The sequence below is a fragment of the Mycobacterium sp. NPDC003323 genome, from assembly GCF_053589535.1.
Genome location: NZ_JBSFSB010000001.1, coordinates 164,188 through 185,728, shown reverse-complemented (window position 1 = coordinate 185,728; position 21,541 = coordinate 164,188). Strand labels below are relative to the sequence as shown.

The 21,541-nt window shown below is 61.7% G+C and carries 4 protein-coding genes; 2 read left to right on the top strand and 2 right to left on the bottom strand.

Features of this window, described 5'->3' with window-relative positions; translation table 11 throughout:
* Positions 1 to 88: 88 nt before the first annotated feature.
* Both ACWDUN_RS00670 and ACWDUN_RS00665 read right to left on the bottom strand, forming a co-directional pair.
* Positions 89 to 6,094 (bottom strand): AAA domain-containing protein, encoded by a 6,006-nt coding sequence (locus ACWDUN_RS00670; protein WP_449923178.1) that lies wholly within the window; start codon positions 6,092 to 6,094, stop codon positions 89 to 91.
* A 308-nt stretch (positions 6,095 to 6,402) separates the two neighbouring features.
* Positions 6,403 to 9,504, bottom strand: a complete 3,102-nt coding sequence (locus ACWDUN_RS00665) for a DUF3427 domain-containing protein (protein WP_449923175.1) — start codon at positions 9,502 to 9,504, stop codon at positions 6,403 to 6,405.
* 304 nt (positions 9,505 to 9,808) lie between these two features.
* Between ACWDUN_RS00665 and ACWDUN_RS00660 the strand changes: the two genes are divergently transcribed.
* Together ACWDUN_RS00660 and ACWDUN_RS00655 are read left to right on the top strand one after the other, a co-directional pair.
* Positions 9,809 to 15,028 (top strand): RecQ family ATP-dependent DNA helicase, encoded by a 5,220-nt coding sequence (locus tag ACWDUN_RS00660; protein WP_449923173.1) that lies wholly within the window; start codon positions 9,809 to 9,811, stop codon positions 15,026 to 15,028.
* Entirely contained in the window at positions 15,025 to 21,465 is a 6,441-nt protein-coding gene (locus tag ACWDUN_RS00655; protein WP_449923170.1) for a DEAD/DEAH box helicase, read from the top strand. Before ACWDUN_RS00660 ends, ACWDUN_RS00655 begins: the two co-directional genes overlap by 4 nt.
* Positions 21,466 to 21,541 lie beyond the last annotated feature (76 nt).

The following is a 21,541-nucleotide window of genomic DNA, read 5'->3' as shown; positions in this document are numbered from 1 at the left end:
CTTTGGCGCCAGCACCGAACTCGCTACCGGATGCAATCACACTGGGAAGCAAGGCCGGATTTCAGACTGCAAGCAGCGGCTACTTACGTTAGCCGTCAGCTCGCCTATCGAACTCGTCCACTGTTACTTCATCGCCACCGATGGTGGTCAGGTACTGATGCGAGGGCCTACAACACCGATCTTTCCAGCAACGCTGCCTTATCTCATACAACTCCACGGGTATACGACTATTGCTCCGACCGTTGGCTATCAACCAGGCCCACTGATTGAGCGCCATTCGGGGCAGCTGCCGTTCGGTCCGGTCGTCGCCTTCTGGCCTGCACGAGACCAGACGAGGTGAAGCGGGAGCGATCCAACAACCCGCGGAATCTGCAGTGCAAAGTGCCTCAATTGACCGCTGGTCGCGATCAAGAACGATCGACGTCGAGCGAGTGAGCCCTGAGTCTGAACCGATGCTGTCTACGGGAGCTTCACCTTTAATGCCAACACCAGACAAACTGGTTCGCGACGGCGACTTGCTGGCCCAATTCCCAACGGTTCTTTTAGAAGCATTGCGTACCGACATCTTGCCATCGACTTCGTTGCGTGGGATCTCCCGCCCGTCCGGGGCAGTCAAGTACAGATGGTCAGGCTTACAACATGCCGGCTTACCGCACCGCCTCCGAACGTGAAAAAGTTTCCCCGACAAAGGTTTCTTTGTGTGTCCGTGAACAATCATGTACGTCCAACGGTGCGGCGCTATCGCCGGCAGGTGCCGTTCGGCACGCGTGTCAGCTTCTGCACGGCAAGCAACGGGGCCCGAGGTGGGCGCGATCCAGCACCCATCGTTATCTCGCGTGCACAACGAGGCGATGAAGCCGATATCGTCCTCGAGGACCAGTCGCGAAGACGTCCGTTCGTCGGCGAGTGTCGCCGTATCTGACATCGGAATCGAAGACGTGACAATCGCTTCCACGTCGGCTCGTGCCAATTCCGCCCCGCCTGGAGAACTGGGGTACAGATGCGCTGGGTTACAACACGTCTTCGTATCGCAGCGGCGCCGAACCTGTACAAGATGCGTAGGCACCGGAGGGTTCGAGTATCCATTGTCGACACACCATGCCCATCGGTGGAGTGCAAGTTTAGGAAGGTCGAGTGCATTCCTCTCATCGCCACGTGCGCGACATCGAACTGCAGTAGTCGAAGGCGCTAGCCAGCAGCCTGTTTCGGTCCGCTGGCATAATCTTGCAATTTCGATTAGGTCGTCACTCACCTCACGTACCCAGACGCTGCCATCAAAGGTCGGAGGAATGTATTCGGCCTGGTCCGGCACACGCGAAATGGCGGAGTTCTGCACTGTCGCGCCTGCGATCTCACTGTGCTCGAAGTCGACTGATTTCAGCGAAAGCGAAGAAGCTGCAGCAGTTTCCTCTGCGATTTGCCGTTGAAAGGGTTTCGCCTGAGCCGGTTTCAAGCCATTTTCCTGCTTCCGCACCGGATCCGGCAGCCTCTGGACCAAAACGACCGAATCATCGACTGAGTCGGTGTGAACAGATTGAGCAGGTTCAATCTCACGGGAGACCCCGTTACTCGCAGACCAGTCCCGGGTTACGGGTTTTGTGCCTTCAAAGCTCGGATCAATCCAGTCCGCAGTCCGTATATCTAGCGCATCGAGCCTTTCCCACAGCGACTGCAATGTCCGCGGCATATCCGCATAGAAGACCGACTCCCGGATGCGGAAGAACTTCCATCCGCACCGTTCCAGGTCACGCTGGCGCGCCAGGTCGGCCTCGTACTTGTCGGGGCCGTGCCAGAAATCGCCGTCACACTCGATGGCTAGTCGATCCTTGGCTCCGTTGACCACCATGTCGATGCGGTAGCCCAGCGCCTCGACTTGGGGAGCCACCGTGTAGCCCCGGCCGATCAGGCGGTTGAACACCCGCTGCTCGAAGAGAGAATCAAAGGGTGGCACGGGCACGTCCTCCGGGACTGCCGTGGCGATCGTCCCGTCCTGCTGGTTGTGAACACGGTTAGCCACTCCGTAGCAGTAGTCGAGCAGCTGGAAGCGCATGTCTTCCTTGTTAGTCAACGCCTCACGGGGCATCGAGTGGTACACCCACATCTGGTCTTTCGCACGTGAGGCCGCCACGTTAAACCGCTGCACGTACTGCGCCTGGGTGAGCACCCCCATCCGCTTGTCCGGTTCGACCGACTTAACCATGGACAGGAACATGACGTCACGCTCGGAACCCTGGAAGTCCGATGCGTCACCGCATCGAAGTTCCCGTGCCGCCCACTCGTCGGGTGGTACCGCATCGAGCAGCTTGTGCTCGATCAGCTTGGCCTGTTCCTTGCCCAGCAGGGAGATCACGCCGAAAGTCATCCCGTCGTAGTGCGGCTCAGCAAGGCACTTTCGTATCTGTTCAACGATCGCTTCAGCTTCGACCGCGTTGGTTTTGTTCGGTGCTTCGTGCCCCTCTTCGAGGTACACAACCTTGATCGGCGCGAGCCGTTCCGCCCCGAACTGACGGACCGGGACCAAGTGGATCCCTTCTGGCTCATAGGCGATCCGGTTGGAGAAGCCGATAATCTCAGGCACGCAGCGACGATGTTCGGTCAAAGTGATGCGTCCGCCGAAGCGCATGTTGGCTGCGTCGAAGTAGCTGCATTTCGGGTCCAGCCACGACTCCCGATAAGGATCGTCGCTTAGATACATGCTGGCGAGGTCGCGCAGCTGCTGTTGATCGACGCCCACGGCTGACGGCGAAACCTGTTTGTCGTCACCGATTACCACGATCTTGGGCGCTAGGTACTGCAGAAAAGACGCTTCTAGCCCAGCCTGGGACGCTTCGTCGACGATGACGACGTCGTACAAGTTGGGCTCGACGCGCACCTGTTCCGCGATTCGGTACAGCGGCATGATCCACACCGGCACCGACGGGCGGCACCGATCCATCGCTTCGGCGATCGCGACACGCTGCTTCGCCGCGTACTTGCCTGTACCCTTCCCCAGGCGAGACACCAGCTGGGCGTACTGGGTGAGGTTGGCGCGTGCACTGCCGGTGATGCGGTCGGGCGCGACGGCGTGCCCCCAGGCCCGCTCGGCCGCCAACCGCTCGACTTCGCTTCGGATCTGGTCCTCGATGGCGTTCAGGCTCACCTTCAACGCATTCGCATCCTCGCTGTCCTGTGCCAGGATCCATCGGCCGGTCATTTCCCACTGCCAGGCTCGCTCGAAGCTCGCGAGTCGGCTGTCCCACTCCAGCGCTGCAGGGTCGGCCGCGATGGCACCCGCCAATCGAGGCGCCGACCTGTCCAGCTCATGCCGGATGCGGTCACGCTCGGCGACCGATTGAGCGATCCGATGTAGATGAATCAGCCGGTCGTGGGCGGCACCGTAGGCGTCAACGCTGCGGTCTCGGACTGCCGCGAGCAACTCCGCGGCGATGGCGGGCGGGCTGGGCAGTTGTGCCTGGCCACGAAGATAAACGTGCAGCGCCTCAACCGGGGTCGTCGCAGCCACCGCCTCGTCGGCCGCTGAAGCCGCTTCGACCAGTTCTGCATAGCGTTGGATATCGGCGAGGTTGTTCCAGTCCGGGACCGGAAGGTTGTTGCTCTGGAACCACTGTCGTTCGACATCGAGCTGGTCACCGAGAGCCAATACCTTATCGAGCTGCTCGACCTCCGTCAGGTGCCACTGCAGCTTCTCACCCAGAGTGTCTTCGTCCGGGATGGTGACGGTCGCGGGCCACGCCTGGTCCATCGCCACAATAGTGCGGCTTGCATCGACCCAGTCGATGAAGATGGAGAGTTGTTCCTTCGTCACGGCGGGCAGATCGTTGATCTTCACCGCGTCGAAGAACGGCTCAGCGGCCTTAATCGTTTTCGAAGTGAACGCGCCAATCTTGGGTGCTCCGTCGGGCCGGACCTTAATGGTGCCGCCGGAATCAATGTGAGCCAGCAGCGACTTCGCCACCTGCTGATGGACACCCAGGTCGCCTCCGCCGACTACGACCGAGGTGGTCGGCCCGATCCGCCGGGTGAGTTGGCCGGCCGAGTCGGCAAGCGATTTGATTTGGGTGGAGCGCGCCACCCAAGCCTGTTGACGGCCGCTGCGGACGTCGCGCAATGCGTCGTTCATCCATGCTTCGTCGCGCCGCTCAAGGTTGACGGCTTGCTCGGCTAGGTTCGCAACCCGTCCGCGTAGCTCATCGCGTAGCGCCGAAGTCAAGGACCGCACGAAGTCGAAGGATTCGTGCGCCAGCAGTGTGGCGAATTGGCCTTTACGCTCTGACGCCTGTTGCTCGGCGGCCACAAGAGCGGCGAAGTCCTGCGGTGCTGCCAGCGCCGATACGGCGGGCAGGACCTGAGTGGCTTCGGCCTCGTTCTGGGCTACGTCATCATCCCGCAGCAAAAGACGCCACAACTGGATTTCGTTCGTGGACACAGTCTTTCCAGAGCCGTCTTCGTCGACATTAAATTCGCGAATCCACTGGTAATCGCCCTCGTGCTGCAGGTGGTCGTAGGCAATCGCGGCGAGCGTTCCTTGAACCGGTCCGTCACTGCGTGTTTCGACCTCCTGTCGTCGCACAACGAGCAGGCGGTTGCGGACTGCGGCGCGCTGGCGACGAAGCTCTTCGATCTTGTCGAGAAGGCGCGTGATCGACCGCTGGGACTCACGGACATCGAAGTCGTCGGCGCGGCGGGAGATATTGTCCACCGCGGTGCGCAGGTCTGCCATGTCCGAGCGGGACTGTCCGATCACCGCCACAGCGAGTGACTGAATCTCGCGCGGCAGTTTCGCGCGGACCTCGCGCAGTGCTCGGTCGGTTTGCGCAGTGATCAGGATGCGCTTGCCCTGGGCGAGCTGGTGCGAGACCAAGGCTGCGGCAGTGTGTGTCTTGCCTGTGCCGGGCGGGCCTTGCACCACGGTCTGTGCACGACTGTCGACGCGCTCGATGATCTGGCGTTGTCGATCATTCACGGGCAGCGGCAGGAATTCTTCCTCGTCCACGGTGACGACGGCGCCGGGTGTGTTCCCTGCGGACATCAATTCCGGCTGTCGGTCGGGGTCGATCAGCGGCAGCACACCGGCAGGAACCTCGCCGGCCTTGCGGATTTGCGCGACGATCTGCTCGTAGATCTGGACGAGTCCGCGGTTCGTTCGGCGCCGCAGGATGAGGGCCGGCGCGAATGCACCGCGCGGGCTTGTGCCGCTGGGTGCCCGGACGGCATCTTCGTCGTACTCCGCGTCAGCATCGAGTCGATGGATCAGGCGGCGGCAGATCTCACCGACCGCGGGTTGGTCCAACAGATGCCCGTCGAACTCTGCTGCGGCTTCCTTGATCTCGTCGATCTTGGCCGGACTGGAGATGAGCGCGGCGTCGAGCATGTCCAGCTCGATAGTGACCGCGTCCGGGGCAGTGACCTGAGTGACGGTGAGGCGTCCCGAGTTCTCGTCGAAATCTATTGCGATCGGGGCGGTCGCGACGTGCCGGAGCACCTGCTCGTGGCCGTCGGGGCGCCACGTCAGGCAGCCGACGCCGAGAACTAGTTCGAACTCTTCGCTGTGGTCCGTCGACTTCAGATGGGTAGCGAATAGCTCTTTATACAGATCGCGAACAGTGGTGTCGCGACTTTCCCGTTCCGCCCACAGTCGCCATTCGGTCAGCCAGCTCTCGAAAGCGTCCGCGATATCGGGCCGCTCGGTGAGCTCGACCCTGCGTCGGGTCACATCGGGTTCGTCGTCGTCGTTGTCATCCGCCGCGGGGACTGGTTCCTCGGTGTAGATCGCATCGCGAATCGGCGGCTCTTGGGCGGGATCGTCAAGCTTGCCGTCGACCCACGCAGTTAGCACGTCGGGAACTGGCGGCGGATCGAGCTTGGCGACCCGGTCAACGGTCAGCAGCGGAGCATCGGGGTCGAGCTCGGCGATCCGATGAGCCGACCTGATTGCTTCGTGTTCTGGCAGGTCGCCAAACCACAGCGTCTGCTCGAACTTGTCCACCGTTCGGGCTGGCCGTTCCATCAGCCGCTGAGTACCGCTCAAGAAGGTAAAGAGGTTGATCGCGCGACGCACCAATCGCTCGTTCTCGGATTCGTGCTCTGCGGTCATACTCTCTCCTTGGTGCGTGTGCTGTTCCTGGGAACGGACGGGATGCAAACCGACAAACCCGTCAATAAGCCGTCATTATGGCGTATGCGTCCGACAAGTCAGCAAACGCGTCACCACTAGGACAGACGATCAGTGGTTGGATTAGTCGTTTTCGCAATCGAGGCGCCATGGTCCATGCTTCTACGCGGGAAAAGTCAATGTTGGCGCGACCGTTCCATCGATGTCGCTATTGGATCTCATGGCAACCTTCAAGATCAGAAAGCGCGGGACGCGCGGCTAGACAGCGAACATCTCACCCATAATTGAACCTAAGCCACAGCGGCCCGTGCCCCCAGATACACCTCTGCCGGCATCGGCCTCCGCAACCGCCAGGTGATGGCCATCGGCCGCTCCCCCTCGTGTGACACGTAGTCCGCCGGGCCCAGGAATACGTACGGCGCACCGTCGCCGTAGACCGACTTCTTGGTCTCGCGCACAAACAGCAGAATTTGCGAACCGGTGGTGCGATGGTTGACGTAGCGCTGCCCGGTCGGCGAGGCCGCTGACGTCGTGGACTGCGATTCCCAGTGGAATAGCTCTTGGCTCAGCGCGAAGTCCCGGTACATCGTCGTCGGTGAGTAGTCGGTGTCGGACTTCTTCAGCGTGATCAGGAAGGCGTCCGCGTTCACGGCCGGGCACCACGCGACGCCCTCACGCATTGTGGCGGGGCTCCGTCCCTCCGCGGTCCAACCGAGCGCCGCGAGAATCTCTTCACGGGAGTAGGTGGCGTGTAGCGACAGTGGCACATCGGCCAGGGTGGGCTCGAACGTGCCCACGTCGTAGGTGCTGCGGCGAGCGGCGTCGAACGCAATGTCGATGATCTGTCTCATCTCATCGACAATCTCCTCGCGGTGCAGAGCGTTGACTCCCTCGCCAGGACTGGTGAATCCGCCACCGCCCGGAAACAGCGAGTAGAACAGCATCTGAGCCAACCGCTGTTCAGCCACGGAGTCGCCCGGGCCAGCCCCCGCGAGCATCGCCCGGTAGGCATCGGCGCGGCGGCGGTCATCGACATGGGCGATCGCTTTGAGCCGCTTGACCAGTTCCGTTTCCCGCGGGCCGGCGTCGGCTGACAGCTTGCCGGCCGCCCGGCACAGCGTCGTCCACGAACGATCCGCGCGTAGGACATCGTCCAAGCCGCGCTGGTACTCGTCGAGATAGCCCGCAAGATCTTGGCCCTGATACCCACGGATCTCCGTAATCAGCGCCGCCTTCTTGGGAGCGACCTGCTGCTTGATGTTCGCGAGCACCAGCTCCTTGGCCACCGTGTCGAGAACGATCTGGCTGCCCGAGGGCAGAAAGGGAAAGCCCTCCTGCACTTGGCGTTCCAACTGCTTGCGGGTCAGTCCGGTCAGCGCTTGAAAGCGTTGGTCGAAGCGAAACTCGCGGTGCTGGTGGCCGACGAAATCAAGGGCGGTCAGGACTGACTTGCCGGGAGCAAGCCGAAGACCGCGGCCGAGCTGTTGCAGGAACACCGTGGCGCTCTCGGTAGGCCGCAGGAATAGGACGGTGTCGACCAGTGGAATGTCGAGTCCCTCGTTGAAGAGGTCGACAGTAAAGAGCATGTTGATGTCTCGGTCACGCAGCGCGGCAAGGGCGCCGCGGCGCTCGGATGTGTCGTCGAGGCCCACGATGGCACGCGCCGGGATACCGGCCTGCACAAACTTCTCAGCCATATACCGCGCGTGTTCCACGCTGACGCAGAATCCCAGCGCACGCATGTCACCTACGTCAGTGATCTTGTCGCGCAGTTGGTCAAGCACGATGCGGGTACGCGCGTCGTTGCCGGTGTAAAGGCTGTTCAATTGAGCGAGGTCGTAGCCGCCCCGCTTCCATTGCAACGCTTCAAGATCGGTGTTGTCGTGGATACCGAAGTAGTGGAAGGGACACAGCAGATTCTGCTCAAGCGCGTCCCACAGGCGCAGCTCGGCGGCGGTACGTCCACCGAAGAACGCACGCACATCGATGCCGTCGCTACGTTCCGGCGTGGCGGTCAACCCGAGCAGTTCGATCGGCTCGATATGCTCCAGCAGCCGTTGGTACGAGGCCGCTTGGGCGTGGTGGAATTCGTCGATGACCACCACTTCGAAGTGGTCGGGCTTGATGCCGGCGAGGCGGTCGGCCGACAGTGATTGGATACTGGCGAACACATGTTGCCACTTCTGCGGCTGCTGACCGTCGACCAGCATCTCGCCGAAGACCGCATCGGTGAGGACCTCCCGGTACATGCGGCGGGCCTGTTCGAGGATCTCCTTGCGGTGCGCGACAAAGAGCAGCCTCAGATTGGTGCCATGCACCTCCCGGGCCAGGCGGCGGTAGTCGAGTGCGGCGATGACGGTCTTGCCAGTGCCGGTGGCTGCCACGACGAGGTTGCGATGCCGGTCGTGCAGGACGCGCTCGGCATCGAGTTGCTCTAGCAGTTCGGCCTGATACGGCTTGGCGGTCACCTCCAATCCGGACAGGGTGATGGCAAGCGGATCACGCTCCCTCTTGCCGGATGCGACTTCCAGGGCCCGCCGAAGCCGGTCACCGTCCTGCGACGGCGAGTATGGTTCGAACTCGCGGTTCTCCCAGTAGGAGTCGAACGTCGCGCTGAACTTCTCCAGCAGGTGCGGGGTGGCGATCGCAGACAACCGCACGTTCCATTCAAGCCCGTCGACCAGCGCCGAGTGAGACAGATTGGACGAGCCCACGTATGCGGTGTGGAAACCAGTGTTCCGCCGCAGCAGCCACGCCTTCGCATGCAGCCTGGTCATATTGGTGTCGTAGTTGATCCGGACCTCGGCACCGAACTCGTCGACAAGCCGGTCAAGCGCCTTTGCATCGGTAGCACCTATGTAGGTGGTCGTGATGACGCGCAATGGGACGCCGCGGTCTCGTAAGTCGACGAGTTGGCTTTCCAGCAGGCGAAGCCCGTGCCACTTGACGAACGCACACAACAGGTCGACCCGGTCCGCACTGGACAGCTCTGCCCTCAGCTCGGCGGCCAGCGTTGGTTCGTTGCGTGCGTTAGTCATCAGTGCCGCATCCGACAGCGGAGTGGCCGGCCGCGGCGGCCGCACGGCGCCAAGCACATCGGCAGTGACCGCATCAAGTCGACGAATCTTGCTCGGGTCGTCCTGATAAATGCTCTCAGTCAGGACGTCCTCTGTTCCCAGAGCGTCGAGGATCTTCGCAGTCAGTTGGGCCCGCTCCTCGGCGCCGCGGGCCGACCGCAGCTGCCGCTCAATAAGCGGACTGAGGTGTCGCGCGAGAACCAGGGCCTGCTCGGCGTCGTCGACGGTGCTCAAATCGGCGACGAGGCCAGGAGTGTCCTCGAGTTCAGCCCTGAGTCGCGCAGTCAGAAGCGATTCGTACAGTCCGGCGTCCACGTGCGGAGGTTATCCCGAGGAGGCGACAAACCGGGCGCACCCAACTTGATCGAACCGCTATTTCTATGACGCTCGTGCACCTCCCGCCAGCGCAACGTTCAGGAAATCTCCTGCCGGCAGATGATTTTGTCGCTAGAACTAAGTATGGTTTGCCCAAACGTTTCGCCGTTGACGCGGACGTCAGTATTGGTGTTTGCCGCTTGGTGGGGGTTTTGAGGGTGCTGGCATTCCGCCGAAGGGTGCGATCTTCGTCGTTGCTGCACGTCAGTCAGCTGCGTGGCCTGTGACCACGTCGACTCGACCGATGCCTCCGGCAGCCGAGGCCGCCCATCAAGCGCTGTCTGAGTTCGGGCCACTGGCTGCGTCCGAGCTTCGCGAGAAACTCCGGCCGCGCGGCTTTGTCCAGCCGATCGAGCGCCTGCAGCAACTCGCCGACAGGTTTCCTCACCGCTTTCAGGTGAACAGCGACGGCCTTCTCACCGTCGCAACGACGACGGCCGCCTCCAGAGACGACGACCCCGACCGCGATCACGGGGACGACGTCGACTGGTACCGCCCGCACCCGGATCGCGTCCCGCTCGACCGGGTCGCGGTGCTCGACCTCGAAACCACTGGACTCAACCGAGCCACCGACTTCATCACGGAGATCGCAGTCGTCCGACTCGACGGCACACTCCTGCTGGACGTGGCAATCGAACTTCCCCCGGGAATCGATCGTCCAGCACCAGCGCGGTCAGACCCAGTACCCCTTGGCGAGGCGCTTCGCCGGTTCGAGACTGACATTGCGGACATCGGCCTCCTCGTCGGCCACAACATCGTGAACTTCGACCAGAAGTTCCTCACCACGGCAGCCAACCGTGAGGGCCTGCGCCCCCCGGAGCTGCCACCCACCGCCGACAGCCTTCACTTATCTCTTCTTCTTGACGTCGCCCTGCCCAACCGGGGCCTTGGCGATCTGACTCAGATGCTCGAAGTCGACCACGCCGCGCCCCATCAAGCGCTTGCCGACGCCACGGCGACCGCCGCCGTATGCAGGAAAATGATCGCCAAGGTCAGCGTGACAGAACCCAGTTGGGCACTCGCCATTGCCGCGCTTGAGACACATTCGCACCCGCTGGCCTTGATCATGCCGCCGCTAAGCTCCGTTCCCGAGCTCACAACATTGACTCGCGATGCCGACCCGCTGCTGACGCCGACGGGATCGTCGTCCCCCGATGCATGGTCTGCCACGCGAAACGCGTTTCCCGTCCTGCACCAACAGCGGGGCCTTCGATCGCGTCCAGCTCAGCAGGAAATGGCGCACGCCGTCGCGCAGGTCTTCGACAACGGCGGCCGGGTTGCCGTCGAGGCACCGACCGGAACCGGAAAATCGCTGGCCTACTTGCTGCCGGCGATCGGTCGCGCGTCGCGGCCCCGACAGCCCGTCTTGTTGGCAACCGCCACCAAGGCTCTGCAAAGCCAGTTGCGTGACGAAGCTGCGCGACTGCAGCAAGAGAATCTGCTCGCCGCTCCGTTCCGCCAGATTCAGGGCGTCGGCAACTATGTCTGCGCACGCGAGCTCGAAGATGCCCTGCCGGATGTCGACGCGTCCGGGCTGGCGCTGGCTGTCGCCGTCCGTGCTCTCGCCACCTCTCCCACTGGCACATGGGACGACGTGACCGACGACGTGGTGCGGCGCGCCGACACCCGGTACGCCCGCACCCGCGCACGTATCAGGACAAGTTCAGGCGGGTGCGATCGCACGTCATGCAAATGGGCGTCGTTGTGCCCTCTGATGCGTCAGATTCAGGGGCTCGATAGCTCGCCCGGCATCGTGTCGGTCAACCACGCACTCATCGCCAGTTGGATAAAACTCGCGCAGAGCGGCATTCCCGCTCCCGGAGACGTACTGGGGGAAGGCCGTGCCGACCTCGTCCTCGACGAAGCCCACGCGCTTGAGGACTCACTGACAGCCGCCTGGACCGAAGGGATCGACGCGCTCGAACTTGAGATCCTCGTCAATAGTCTGTCGCGGCGATCGCGGTTGGTCCGCGACATTCAAAAGCGCGCATCTGGGCGCACCGACGTAGTGGACGCCTTGCAAGCAATCGCCGCCACGCTGCCGCAGATCCGCCCAGCTGGCACCGAACTTGCCGAAGCTATCGCGACTTATCTGCATGAGTATGCAGGTCGGGCGGACGCCGTCGTCCTGCGTTCCGGCGTCGTTGACGGTCGCCCGGAGTTCAGAATCCTCCGCCAAGCGGCCCGCCAGGTCCGTTTCCAGCTGATCCAATTGGCGAAAGCCGTTTCCTCGCTGCGCAGTTCACTCGGTGACGTCGGGGGGACCGGATCCGCCCGCCAACGTCTCCGCGGCTATGCCGAACGCCTCGACAATGCCATCAACCTTCTCGAAACGCTCGGACCACTACCAGACAGCCACCTGTGGGTATACCGACTGGCCGCCGAAGAAGACGATCCCGCCGCGTGGACATACGAGCGGCTCCCGATCCATATTTTCCCGGAGTTCAAGCAGTGGGTCGTCGATCGAACACATTCGACGGTGCTCTGCTCGGCAACGTTGACGGTTGAGCACCGCTTCGACTACATCGCCTCTCGACTTGGCGTAAGTATCGATCCCGAACCAGGCGACGATGATTTCCGAGCACTCCGCTTGGCATCGCCGTTCGACTATCAGAGCCAATCGGTTGTCGTACTCACCAACCACCTTCCGGTCCCGATCCCGGTCAACGAGCGGGAATTCTGTGAGGAAATGGCGGCAGACCAGGCCGGATTTCTGTCGCTGGCGGGGGGCCGGACGCTCACCCTCTTCGCTGCCCGAAAACGCATGGACGCAGTGGCAGATGGAGTACGCACGAAAACGACTGAACTCGCGCAACGCGGAGTTGAACTCCTCGTACAAGGCGAGCTGGGCCGATCACAGATCGCTCATCGCTTTCGGCACGAACCGGGAACCGTTCTGTACGGCCTCAAGTCGTACTGGGAAGGGTTCGATGCACCCGGAGAGACGCTGTCCTACCTGTTCATCGAGAAGCCGCCCTACCCGCACCCCGACGATCCCTTGGTGTCCGCCCGGCAGAGGGCCATCGCTGAACGTGGCGGAGATCCATTCCTTGACTACGTGCTCCCGATGACTGCCATGCAGTTCACGCAAGGCTTCGGGCGCCTCATTCGGTCCGAGACGGACAAGGGCGCAGCCTTGATTTGTGATCGCCGACTGCACGCGCCGACTCAAGCACAACGGGTCATGCTGGGATCGCTTCCAGGGCCAGCGATACACGAATCCCAGGACCGTGACGACGCCTGGACTCGCGCCATCGAGTTTGTCACTGGTGAGCCCCCTGACCTATCTACCGCGATCTCATTCGGACGCGACGACGTCACGCAACTACTCGAGTCGCTTCGCCTCATCGAAGGGGAGGATCCGACCGCGAAACTCATCGAAGCGGCCGAGAAGCTGTTCGGCATTGCCGAACTACATCCGAAGCAACTCGAAGTGATGCGGGCGATCATCGACGGCAAAGATGTTGTTGCCATTCTTCCCACGGGATTCGGGAAGTCCGTGTGCTTCCAGCTGCCGGCACTCCTTGCACCCCAGGCCCGCGCGACGGTGGTGGTATCTCCGCTGGTCGCACTCATTAAGGACCAGGTCAACGATCTCCGCGGCCGCCGAGGCATCCGTCCGGTTCAAGGGATCACTGGAACGACCTCGCGGATTGTGCAAACGGAGATCCTGCGCGACACCGCCAAAGGTGACGTGCGCCTGCTCTATGTATCGCCTGAGCGCTTAGCACGCGATCCAGTGCTGCGCGGAGCGCTCGGACGCCAACAGCTGAACCGTGTCATAGTCGATGAAGCGCACTGTATTTCAGTGTGGGGGCACGACTTCCGCCCGGAGTTTCGGCAAGTGCCGGCATCGGTGGCGTCATTCGACACACGCCCGCCGCGCGCCGGCCTGACCGCGACAGCAACCCCTGACGTCGAGGTCGACATCACGGGGGCTTTGGACATGATCGAACCCGTGAGTGTTCGCGAGCCCAGTGACCGTCCTAACCTGAAGTTCCGCGTCGTGCATTGTGCCGATGAACGTGACCGGGCGAGGGAGTTGCTCCGGTTCGTCACGTGGTGCGCCGGTGTCCCGGGAATCGTCTACGTCTCTAAACGCGCTCTTGCAGAGGAGATTGCGGCGTTGCTGCGACGAGCCGGCTACTCGGCCCGGCCGTATCACGCGGGCATGGTGCCCGAGCAGCGAGATGCTGTGCAAGAGGACTTTGATTCCGACACGACGCAGATCATCGTGGCGACTAAGGCTTTTGGTATGGGTATCAACAAGCCGAACATCGGATGGGTGCTGCACTACGACCTCACCGATTCACTTGACGGTTATGCGCAGGAGGCCGGACGTGCAGCACGGTCCCGTGACCTGACGGGCAATTGTGTCCTTCTCTACACCAACTCCGATCTTGCTCGGCGGCGGCGGCTCATCGAAGCGAGCAGTACCAAAGCGGACGCTGCGATCACGCAGCGGCTGCTAGGTCTCCTGTGGACATGTACCGAGCGGCGCGACAGCCATGTGTTTGATATCGATGAAGTCGCCGATCAGCTTGGCATCGACGACGACGAAGTCAATGTGCACTTGGCCCAACTTGAGCGTGTTGGAGCACTGGAGCAAGAATTGGATTGCTCAGCGCGCGGCACGGTTGATGTCGGTTTTCGCGAACCCGAAGATGAGCGTGAGCGCACGCTGTTTCGGGAGCTCTTCTACCGTGCCCATCGGGCGCGGCCGAATGTCCGGATTCAAATCGACTTTCAACAGCTGAAGGACGCGCACGGCTACGACCCTGACGACCTCGAACGACAACTCATCGATTGGTCCCTCGACCGATTGGTGACCTTTTCGAGTTCACGCCGACTTCGCCGAGTGCGTCTGCTCAAGCGCGTCGCCCCGGAAGATGTGCTAGCGCGTGAGTCTGCCCGATGGAAGTGGTGGCAGAAGCGTCGTCTTCAAGCGATGATCGACTACGCCACAAATGAATCGGACTGCCGTCGGATGATTGTTGGCCGGCACTTCGGCGACGAGATCGCCGACTGTGGAAGCCGCGCTATCGTCACATGCGACATCTGCGAAGGCACGCCGGCCCCGTGGGCGTCGACTCCGGACCACCTGGTTCCCGATCCCGAACTCCTGGTCAATGCTGAACTCACTGCCCTACAGGCGATCGCGTGGTCGTCGTCGTACCGCCGGGGCGCCTACGGCGAGGCCAGCCTGAAGGCTGCGGTCCTTGGCAGAGATTCCCTTGGTGAGGGCCGGCCACTGGGCGCCGGAGTTCTGAGTTGCCCGCAGTTCGGCGCGCTGCGGCACGTCCGCAATGGCGAACGCCGTTGGGACGAAACGGTGCACAACCTGCTTGACAAAGGCCTCATTGAGCGACGTGCCGTCGAACGAGAAGCGACGCGCACGCCATACCAAAGTTTGGCGCTCACCGCCCTTGGGGCACAAACACTCGGCGTACCGGGAGCACAATGATCGAGAAGCGCATCACCCAGCCGCTACTGGAGTCAGGCCAGCTGACTCTCACCGAACGAGAGTGCAGTGCGCTCACCCTGCCGGAACACAGCAGCAGCATCAATCTCGAGCTCGAGGGCGAGCCGTTCCACGCCCAGTGGAGTGGCCGCAGCCGTCAACTCACCGGCGACGTCCTCACCGAGCGCCTGCAGGACTACGGCCAAGACGGAGGACTGCTTCGCCTTCGACTGGTCGACCAGACATACCGGCTTCAGTTGCTGCCTCCTGGGACGGCCAGCCAGCTGACCGTCGCCCCTCCGCCCACGCCTGTTACCACCCGCGCGAAAGCAACCAAGACTAAGCGTCGCGCAACGGTCGACCGGCAGTTTCATGCCGACACCGAGTACGACTGGGGCACCAGTGGCGCTAAGACCATCGGGTTTCTTGCAGCGGCCAAAGAGCTTCTGGCCGATCAGCTCAAGGCTGCCGGCTTTGACCCCTTGGAACTCGTTGAACTTCGCCTTCAAGGCGAAGAGCTCGCGACCTTGGATGATTTCGAGGAGCTCCTCGCTGTCGACGTCGCCAATGTAGACCGGATGCCGCATCAGGAATCGGTTGCGCGCCATGCGCTATCTCGGCTTCGAGGACGAGCGGTTCTAGCCGATGAGGTCGGTCTCGGTAAGACCATCGAGGCAGGCCTTGCGGTCAAGGAGCTGGCGCTGCGTGGCTTGGCGAAACGTGTTCTGATCCTGTGCCCGGCTCCGCTACGTGAGCAGTGGCGTGAGGAGATGAACCAAAAGTTCGATCTCAACTTCGATATCGCCTACCGAGGGCCGGAGATCAAACAACAGGACAAGCTGATTCTCAGTCTGACGCTCGGCAGATCGAACGCCGACCAACTGACTAAGAAGCCGTGGGATGTCGTCATCATCGATGAGGCGCACCGAGCCGCCGGTCAAGGTGCCAGGAAAACGCGAGACCTCATCACCTCGTTGACGACCGCGTGCCGCTATGCATTCTTTCTCACCGCAACACCGGTACAGAATGACCTGCTCGAGCTGTACCGGCTGGTCGAACTGCTGCGCCCGGGAACATTCGAATCCGTCAACGCTTTCAAACGCCAATTTATGCGGTCATACGATCCGCGGACGCCGAACGACCCTGCCGCTCTGCGCAGGCTGATCAGTAGCGTGATGGTTCGTACTACCCGCGCCCAGGCCGGTGTCGACCGGGTGACCCGCCGTGCGGTAGATGTGCCGGTCGACCTTGGCCCTCGCGAACACGAGCTGTATGCCCTCTGCACAAACCTGCTCCGGAACGTCATGCGGGACTCCGGGGACACCATGCGCCGCCGCAGCCTCGCGCTCCGGCTGACGGCGAGTCCCTTCTCGATGGGAACGACGGCGCTGCGGATGGCCGATCGCCACCCCGATCCCAGGGTCCGGGAGGTGCTTAGTCGAATCGGACACATGGCGATGGACATCAAGGTTTCGGCCCGCGAGAACAAGGCGATTGAAATCACCCGCAAGTGGCTTCGCGACCACGGCCGGGTCCTGATCTTCACGCAACACACGGATACCGTCACCGGACTATTACGGCGGATGGCAACCGAAGGCATCGTCGCGCGAAGCTTCCACGGCTCAATGTCCGCGAGTGAACGCGCAGCCACGATCGCAGCATTCAGATCAGGCGACGCGCCCGTGATGATCTCGACCGACGCAGGAGCCGAAGGCCAGAACCTCCAGTTCTGCAACTGCGTACTGAACTACGACTTGCCCTGGAATCCGATGCGGATCGAGCAACGGATCGGCCGCGTCGATCGATTGACCCAGCCCAAAGATGAAGTTCACATCGCAAACCTGTACGCACGCGGCACGATCGATGAAAGCGTCTACAAACTGCTGGCGGAGAAGCTTCGCATGTTCGAGCTGCTTTTTGGCCAGGTTACAACGATCCTGGGTGAACTTGACGAAGCCAAGTCCGCGACCTTCGAAACACGCGTCCTTGAAGCACTTTTCGCAGATAACGACACAAAAATGGAAGGTCTTCTCGGCAAGCTTGGCACCGAACTTGTGCACGCCCGAGAGAAGGCGTCTGAGCTCATCGCCGCCGACAGCGGCCTCAGTAACTGGATGGCAGAGGCCTTCGAGCACCGCAAGGGTCTGACCAAAGCCGGCAGTAACGAACTCGCTCCCGAGGCGATTGAGCGAGCCCGTATGCGACAGCGCCGTGTTCAGAACTGGGTTCGCAGTGTGCTTAAGGCGCTTGATGTGCAACTGCTTCACGACACAGGCGAGGGCGATGGCGCGTTTCTTACAGCGCAGTTCGACGAGGAGTTTGACGCAGAGCTTGGCGGTCGCACGCTGATGCACCTCGCCTTCGACCGACTGGGCTTGGAACACCATCCCGATGCCGAACTATGCGCCGTTGGGTCGCCAGTTTTCGACGAGCTGCTCGGACTACTTCGGGTGCGCGGAGACATGCACGCTACGGTGCCGATCATCCCCGACGATATTGGCGGTAGCCCACTCAAGCACGCACCCAATGTGACGCTGATGCGACGTCGCCTGGTCCCGTCTGGCTCATGGAGCGGACAGGCAACATATCGCGCCACGATCGGTGAAGCCGAGACTACGGAGCACCTCATTACCGCGGACATCAACGGTCACAGCCAACAGCGGCTCGACCGACGTCCGTTGCAGGAGGGCGAAACCCTCCCCTCTGCCTTCGACACCCCGTCAAAAGTCATCGCTGCATTCGAAAAGGCTGCGACGAGTCAACTCGAACGGCTCCGCCGCGACCGATCGAAGAAGGTTGAGTCGGACCAGGCGATCGAGCTCGATCGCATCACTAACGGCTACAGGGCTCAAATTGCCGAGGCCACGGGTGAGGACCGAGCGCGTCTCCAGCGCGCCCTGCGGTCCGAGGAACGCCGATTGAACCGTCAACCCGATGTACGTGCTCGCGCCAAGGTACTGGCTTTGACACTCGACGAAGACGATTGGCTTGCCGAAGAAACGTGGGTGGGGCCGAATGGTTCCGAAACCACGCTCACGTATGCCTGGGAGGATCCCGAGCCCCCGCTCGTCGAAAGCGATGCCTCGGGCAACCCGATCGAAGTTCTGGCGCTGTGTTCCGATTCCCACACCGTCGACATAACTGAAGCGCTGCACTGCGGATCTTGTGACCATGTCCGATGCAAGGCCTGCGGCGTCGATGCTGAATTCGCCGAATGCCCACTGTGCGGTGCCGACTCTTGTGGCGTGTGCCGCAAAGCCACCGGCGGGCTTTGCCGGCCGTGCGCATCGCCGACCCGCGCCCCAGACCTCGACGAAGAGTTTGCGATCGGCTGGCGCCTGAACGGCGGCGCCACACTTCTGGTTGGACCTCGTGTCGCTGAGTTGGTCCGGCCAAGCGGTTGGAGTCACGTGCTGGTTCCCGACGAGGATGTTGCAGACCGCAATCGCCAACGCATGCGGTCCTACGCGAAGCAACACGGCCTACCTCTGGACTGCGGCTTGGCGCTTCGCAATCTGACAGACCGCGCGGACTCCGACAACGTGAATCGTGTGCGCCTCAGATCGTCAAGTGCTGTGAAAGTCGAGCATTCTGTATCTGCCGGGAGCGGCTCAGGCATCAACGCCTCCGCGATCGATGACATTGCCGACGGACCGGCAGTAGAAGCATTGTCCGAACGCATATTCCGCGTTGAGTCGCTCTTGCAGAGTTTGCGCTCTCAGGTGCCGCCTCCGCTGCCGCCAGCTGTCGTAGTGACTTATCGATCAACGTTCGACGATATGTATCTAGATTCCGATGGCCTAGCCCGAGAACACTCAGTCACCGACGATGACGGTTCGCTCAAGGTAGTCCAAACTGAGTCAGTACCGTTCTCCTGGTATCAACCGCTGACACATAGCTCCGACCTGGCGGCCGCGGATCTTGGAGGCCTTCGCGTCTCACTGCAGCGGCGCAACGAATGCGTCCTCGTCCAGTGCCGAGACGCCAACAATGCATCTGTTCACCAGTGGGCAGCTATACCTCACGGACACAACCTGAATGCAGAGCTCGGTTGGTTCCGCTACCTCGAATCACTTGGAATGCCTGGAGGACGGCTGGGGAAATTCGCTGAGGAAGTTCTCACCATGGTCACACCGTTCCCGGTGCCCTCCGAGTGCGAACTCATCGACCGAACAATCAAACCCGTGACCGTACTTGCAGAATCCGCGCCCGGCGACGAGCTGGTCTCCGCCAATGACTCGATGCTGGAGTTGGTAGGCCATACGCCCGACGCTTCAGCGGGGCGAAGTATTTCAGCTCTGCCCGCGGCGATGAACCATGTTCTGCTACAACGAGTTGCCCGTCCCTACACCGCTGCACTCCGCAAAGGACTCGAAATCACCGAGGTATGGCAAGGCCACGGCCGGGCTACACACCGGTACACCGCCTTCAATGGTCACGCTTCGGCACCAATTATCGACGATGGCAACCACCGAGATCCGAACTTTGGCGTGTGCCGTGACGGCCACTTCTATCCGGCGGGGTCAGCTGCCCTGTGCGGCTCATGCGACTCATGGGCCTGCCGGGCGTGCGACGAAGTCACAGGGCTGGCGTCAGTGACCTGCTCGGGCTGCTCCGTGTCAGTATGCCAGCGTTGCGCAGCTGCAGAGCACGCAGTCCCGATAACATCGTGCGTTGTTTGCCGGGATCACGCTTGCTCGGAGTGCGGCCGTGATCCGTCCGTCATTGGATGCGAGATGTGCGGCCGCGATGTATGTCGCTCATGCCGGTCCGACAAGATCTGCCAGGCCTGTGCACATCTCGCTCCCGCGGCGGAGGAACAACTTGCTGAACTTCCTGTTGAGCTCATCTCGGGGGGAGCGACAGCGCTCATAGGCTCCGACCCCGACGCCACCATCGTGGTGCTCAATCGAGGCGGTGCATACGAGCAGGCCATCATCCGGAATGGTTTAGTCACCCGCTGGACGGCTTTCGGCCGATCAACGATCAACCACGAGTACGAATTGCGGTTGGCAGCCAGCCACCAGGCCGGTACGCAGGTTGTTCCGGTACAAGCTGCGAAGTCCCCCGCTACCACGCTGGCCGATCCGCACGTCGTCGTCGCCACGGATTCTTCGTACTTTCCTGCATGGTCACTGCCAGAAAAGGCGCTTCGCGGCAGATCGACGACTTCGTTCGGTCGTCCGGAGTCTGACCTGATGCAGTCCGTTGTGAAAGAGTTTCCGACGCCAGCTGTGCTACCGCATCCAGACTTCACCACGCCGCCAGCAATGAAGTCCGTCTTCAGTGCAATGGATCGACCCTCGCCCCTTCAGCTCGAAGTAGGTTGGGAGAGATCTGGTTTCGAGTTTGCAGTAACGTCGAAAGGAATCTTGTGCCGGCACTTTGACGGAACCGAGGAACAGAGCGCATTCACAGCTTGGACCTGGGCAGACGCGCCCACGATGTGCTGGGTTTCTGAGGCCTGGGAACCGGCACCTTCCATCCGCGCGCATGCACTGTCATCGGAAGTCGAAGCTGCGCTTGTGAGCATTGCGTCGCTGTGGGCACTGGGCGTACGCACACCTCAAGGAACACGTTGGTACAGAGTGCGGGCTTCCGATTCCGCAGTGGCCGCAACTGCTCTTTCGCGGTGGATGGGGCTCGATGACGCAGACGAGGTCGGTGTCTTCACCGATCCGAAGGCCGTCAGACTCTCCCACGCGAGAAATGCTGCTCGGGTGGTCGTTACGACCCTTCCGGCAGGATTCCTGAAAGTTGGAGTGAGAACCGCTTCGAGTAATGCGACGAAGGCGCTGTCCGCGTGGTCGCCGCCGGCGGCAACGAAACAGCCGGAACTTCAACAATTGCCGCAGCCACTGAGGCTGTCGTTGGAGCAGTTAATCGGCCCAGTCCTCAAGTGGATGCAGCTCGACATCGGCGCACACGTTGAGCAGTTGACAACAATGCCCAACGGCCATGACTGGTTGTACCAACGCACCCTTCCGGCGGGACAGATTGATGCGCGTCGAACCAACGCAACGTCGGGCCACGTGCTCGATGAAGGCGTAATCGACCGCGAGGGACATTTCGGCGTCGCGTCGACACAATGCCAGTACTGCGGCGGAATGACCTGCACTGTCTGCACGTCCAAAACTGTGGCCTGCGACTGCTGCGCAATCGACATTTGCAAGCTCTGCATCAGAGAGCCCCACGACAATCTGTGGCTATGCCCGGCGTGTATTGGGACGCGACGGCCCAATCGGAGCGAGGCCAGAGAGCATGGACGATTACTGTCCACACGCCGAATGCTCATCGGTAACGATCCGCGACACGCGGTCGTATTCGAACGTTCGAAACAACATTGGACACGTCGTGATGCTGCCGGAGGAGGAAAGCAACTGATCGCTAATCCATCTGTCACCGAGTACCTGGACGGACGGTTGGCGCAGGCCGAGTAGCAATCGTTGGCGGGGCGCACCTTTTCCACGAGGCATCTCGCCGTAAACAAATTTTTTCGCAGAGCAGTGATCACAT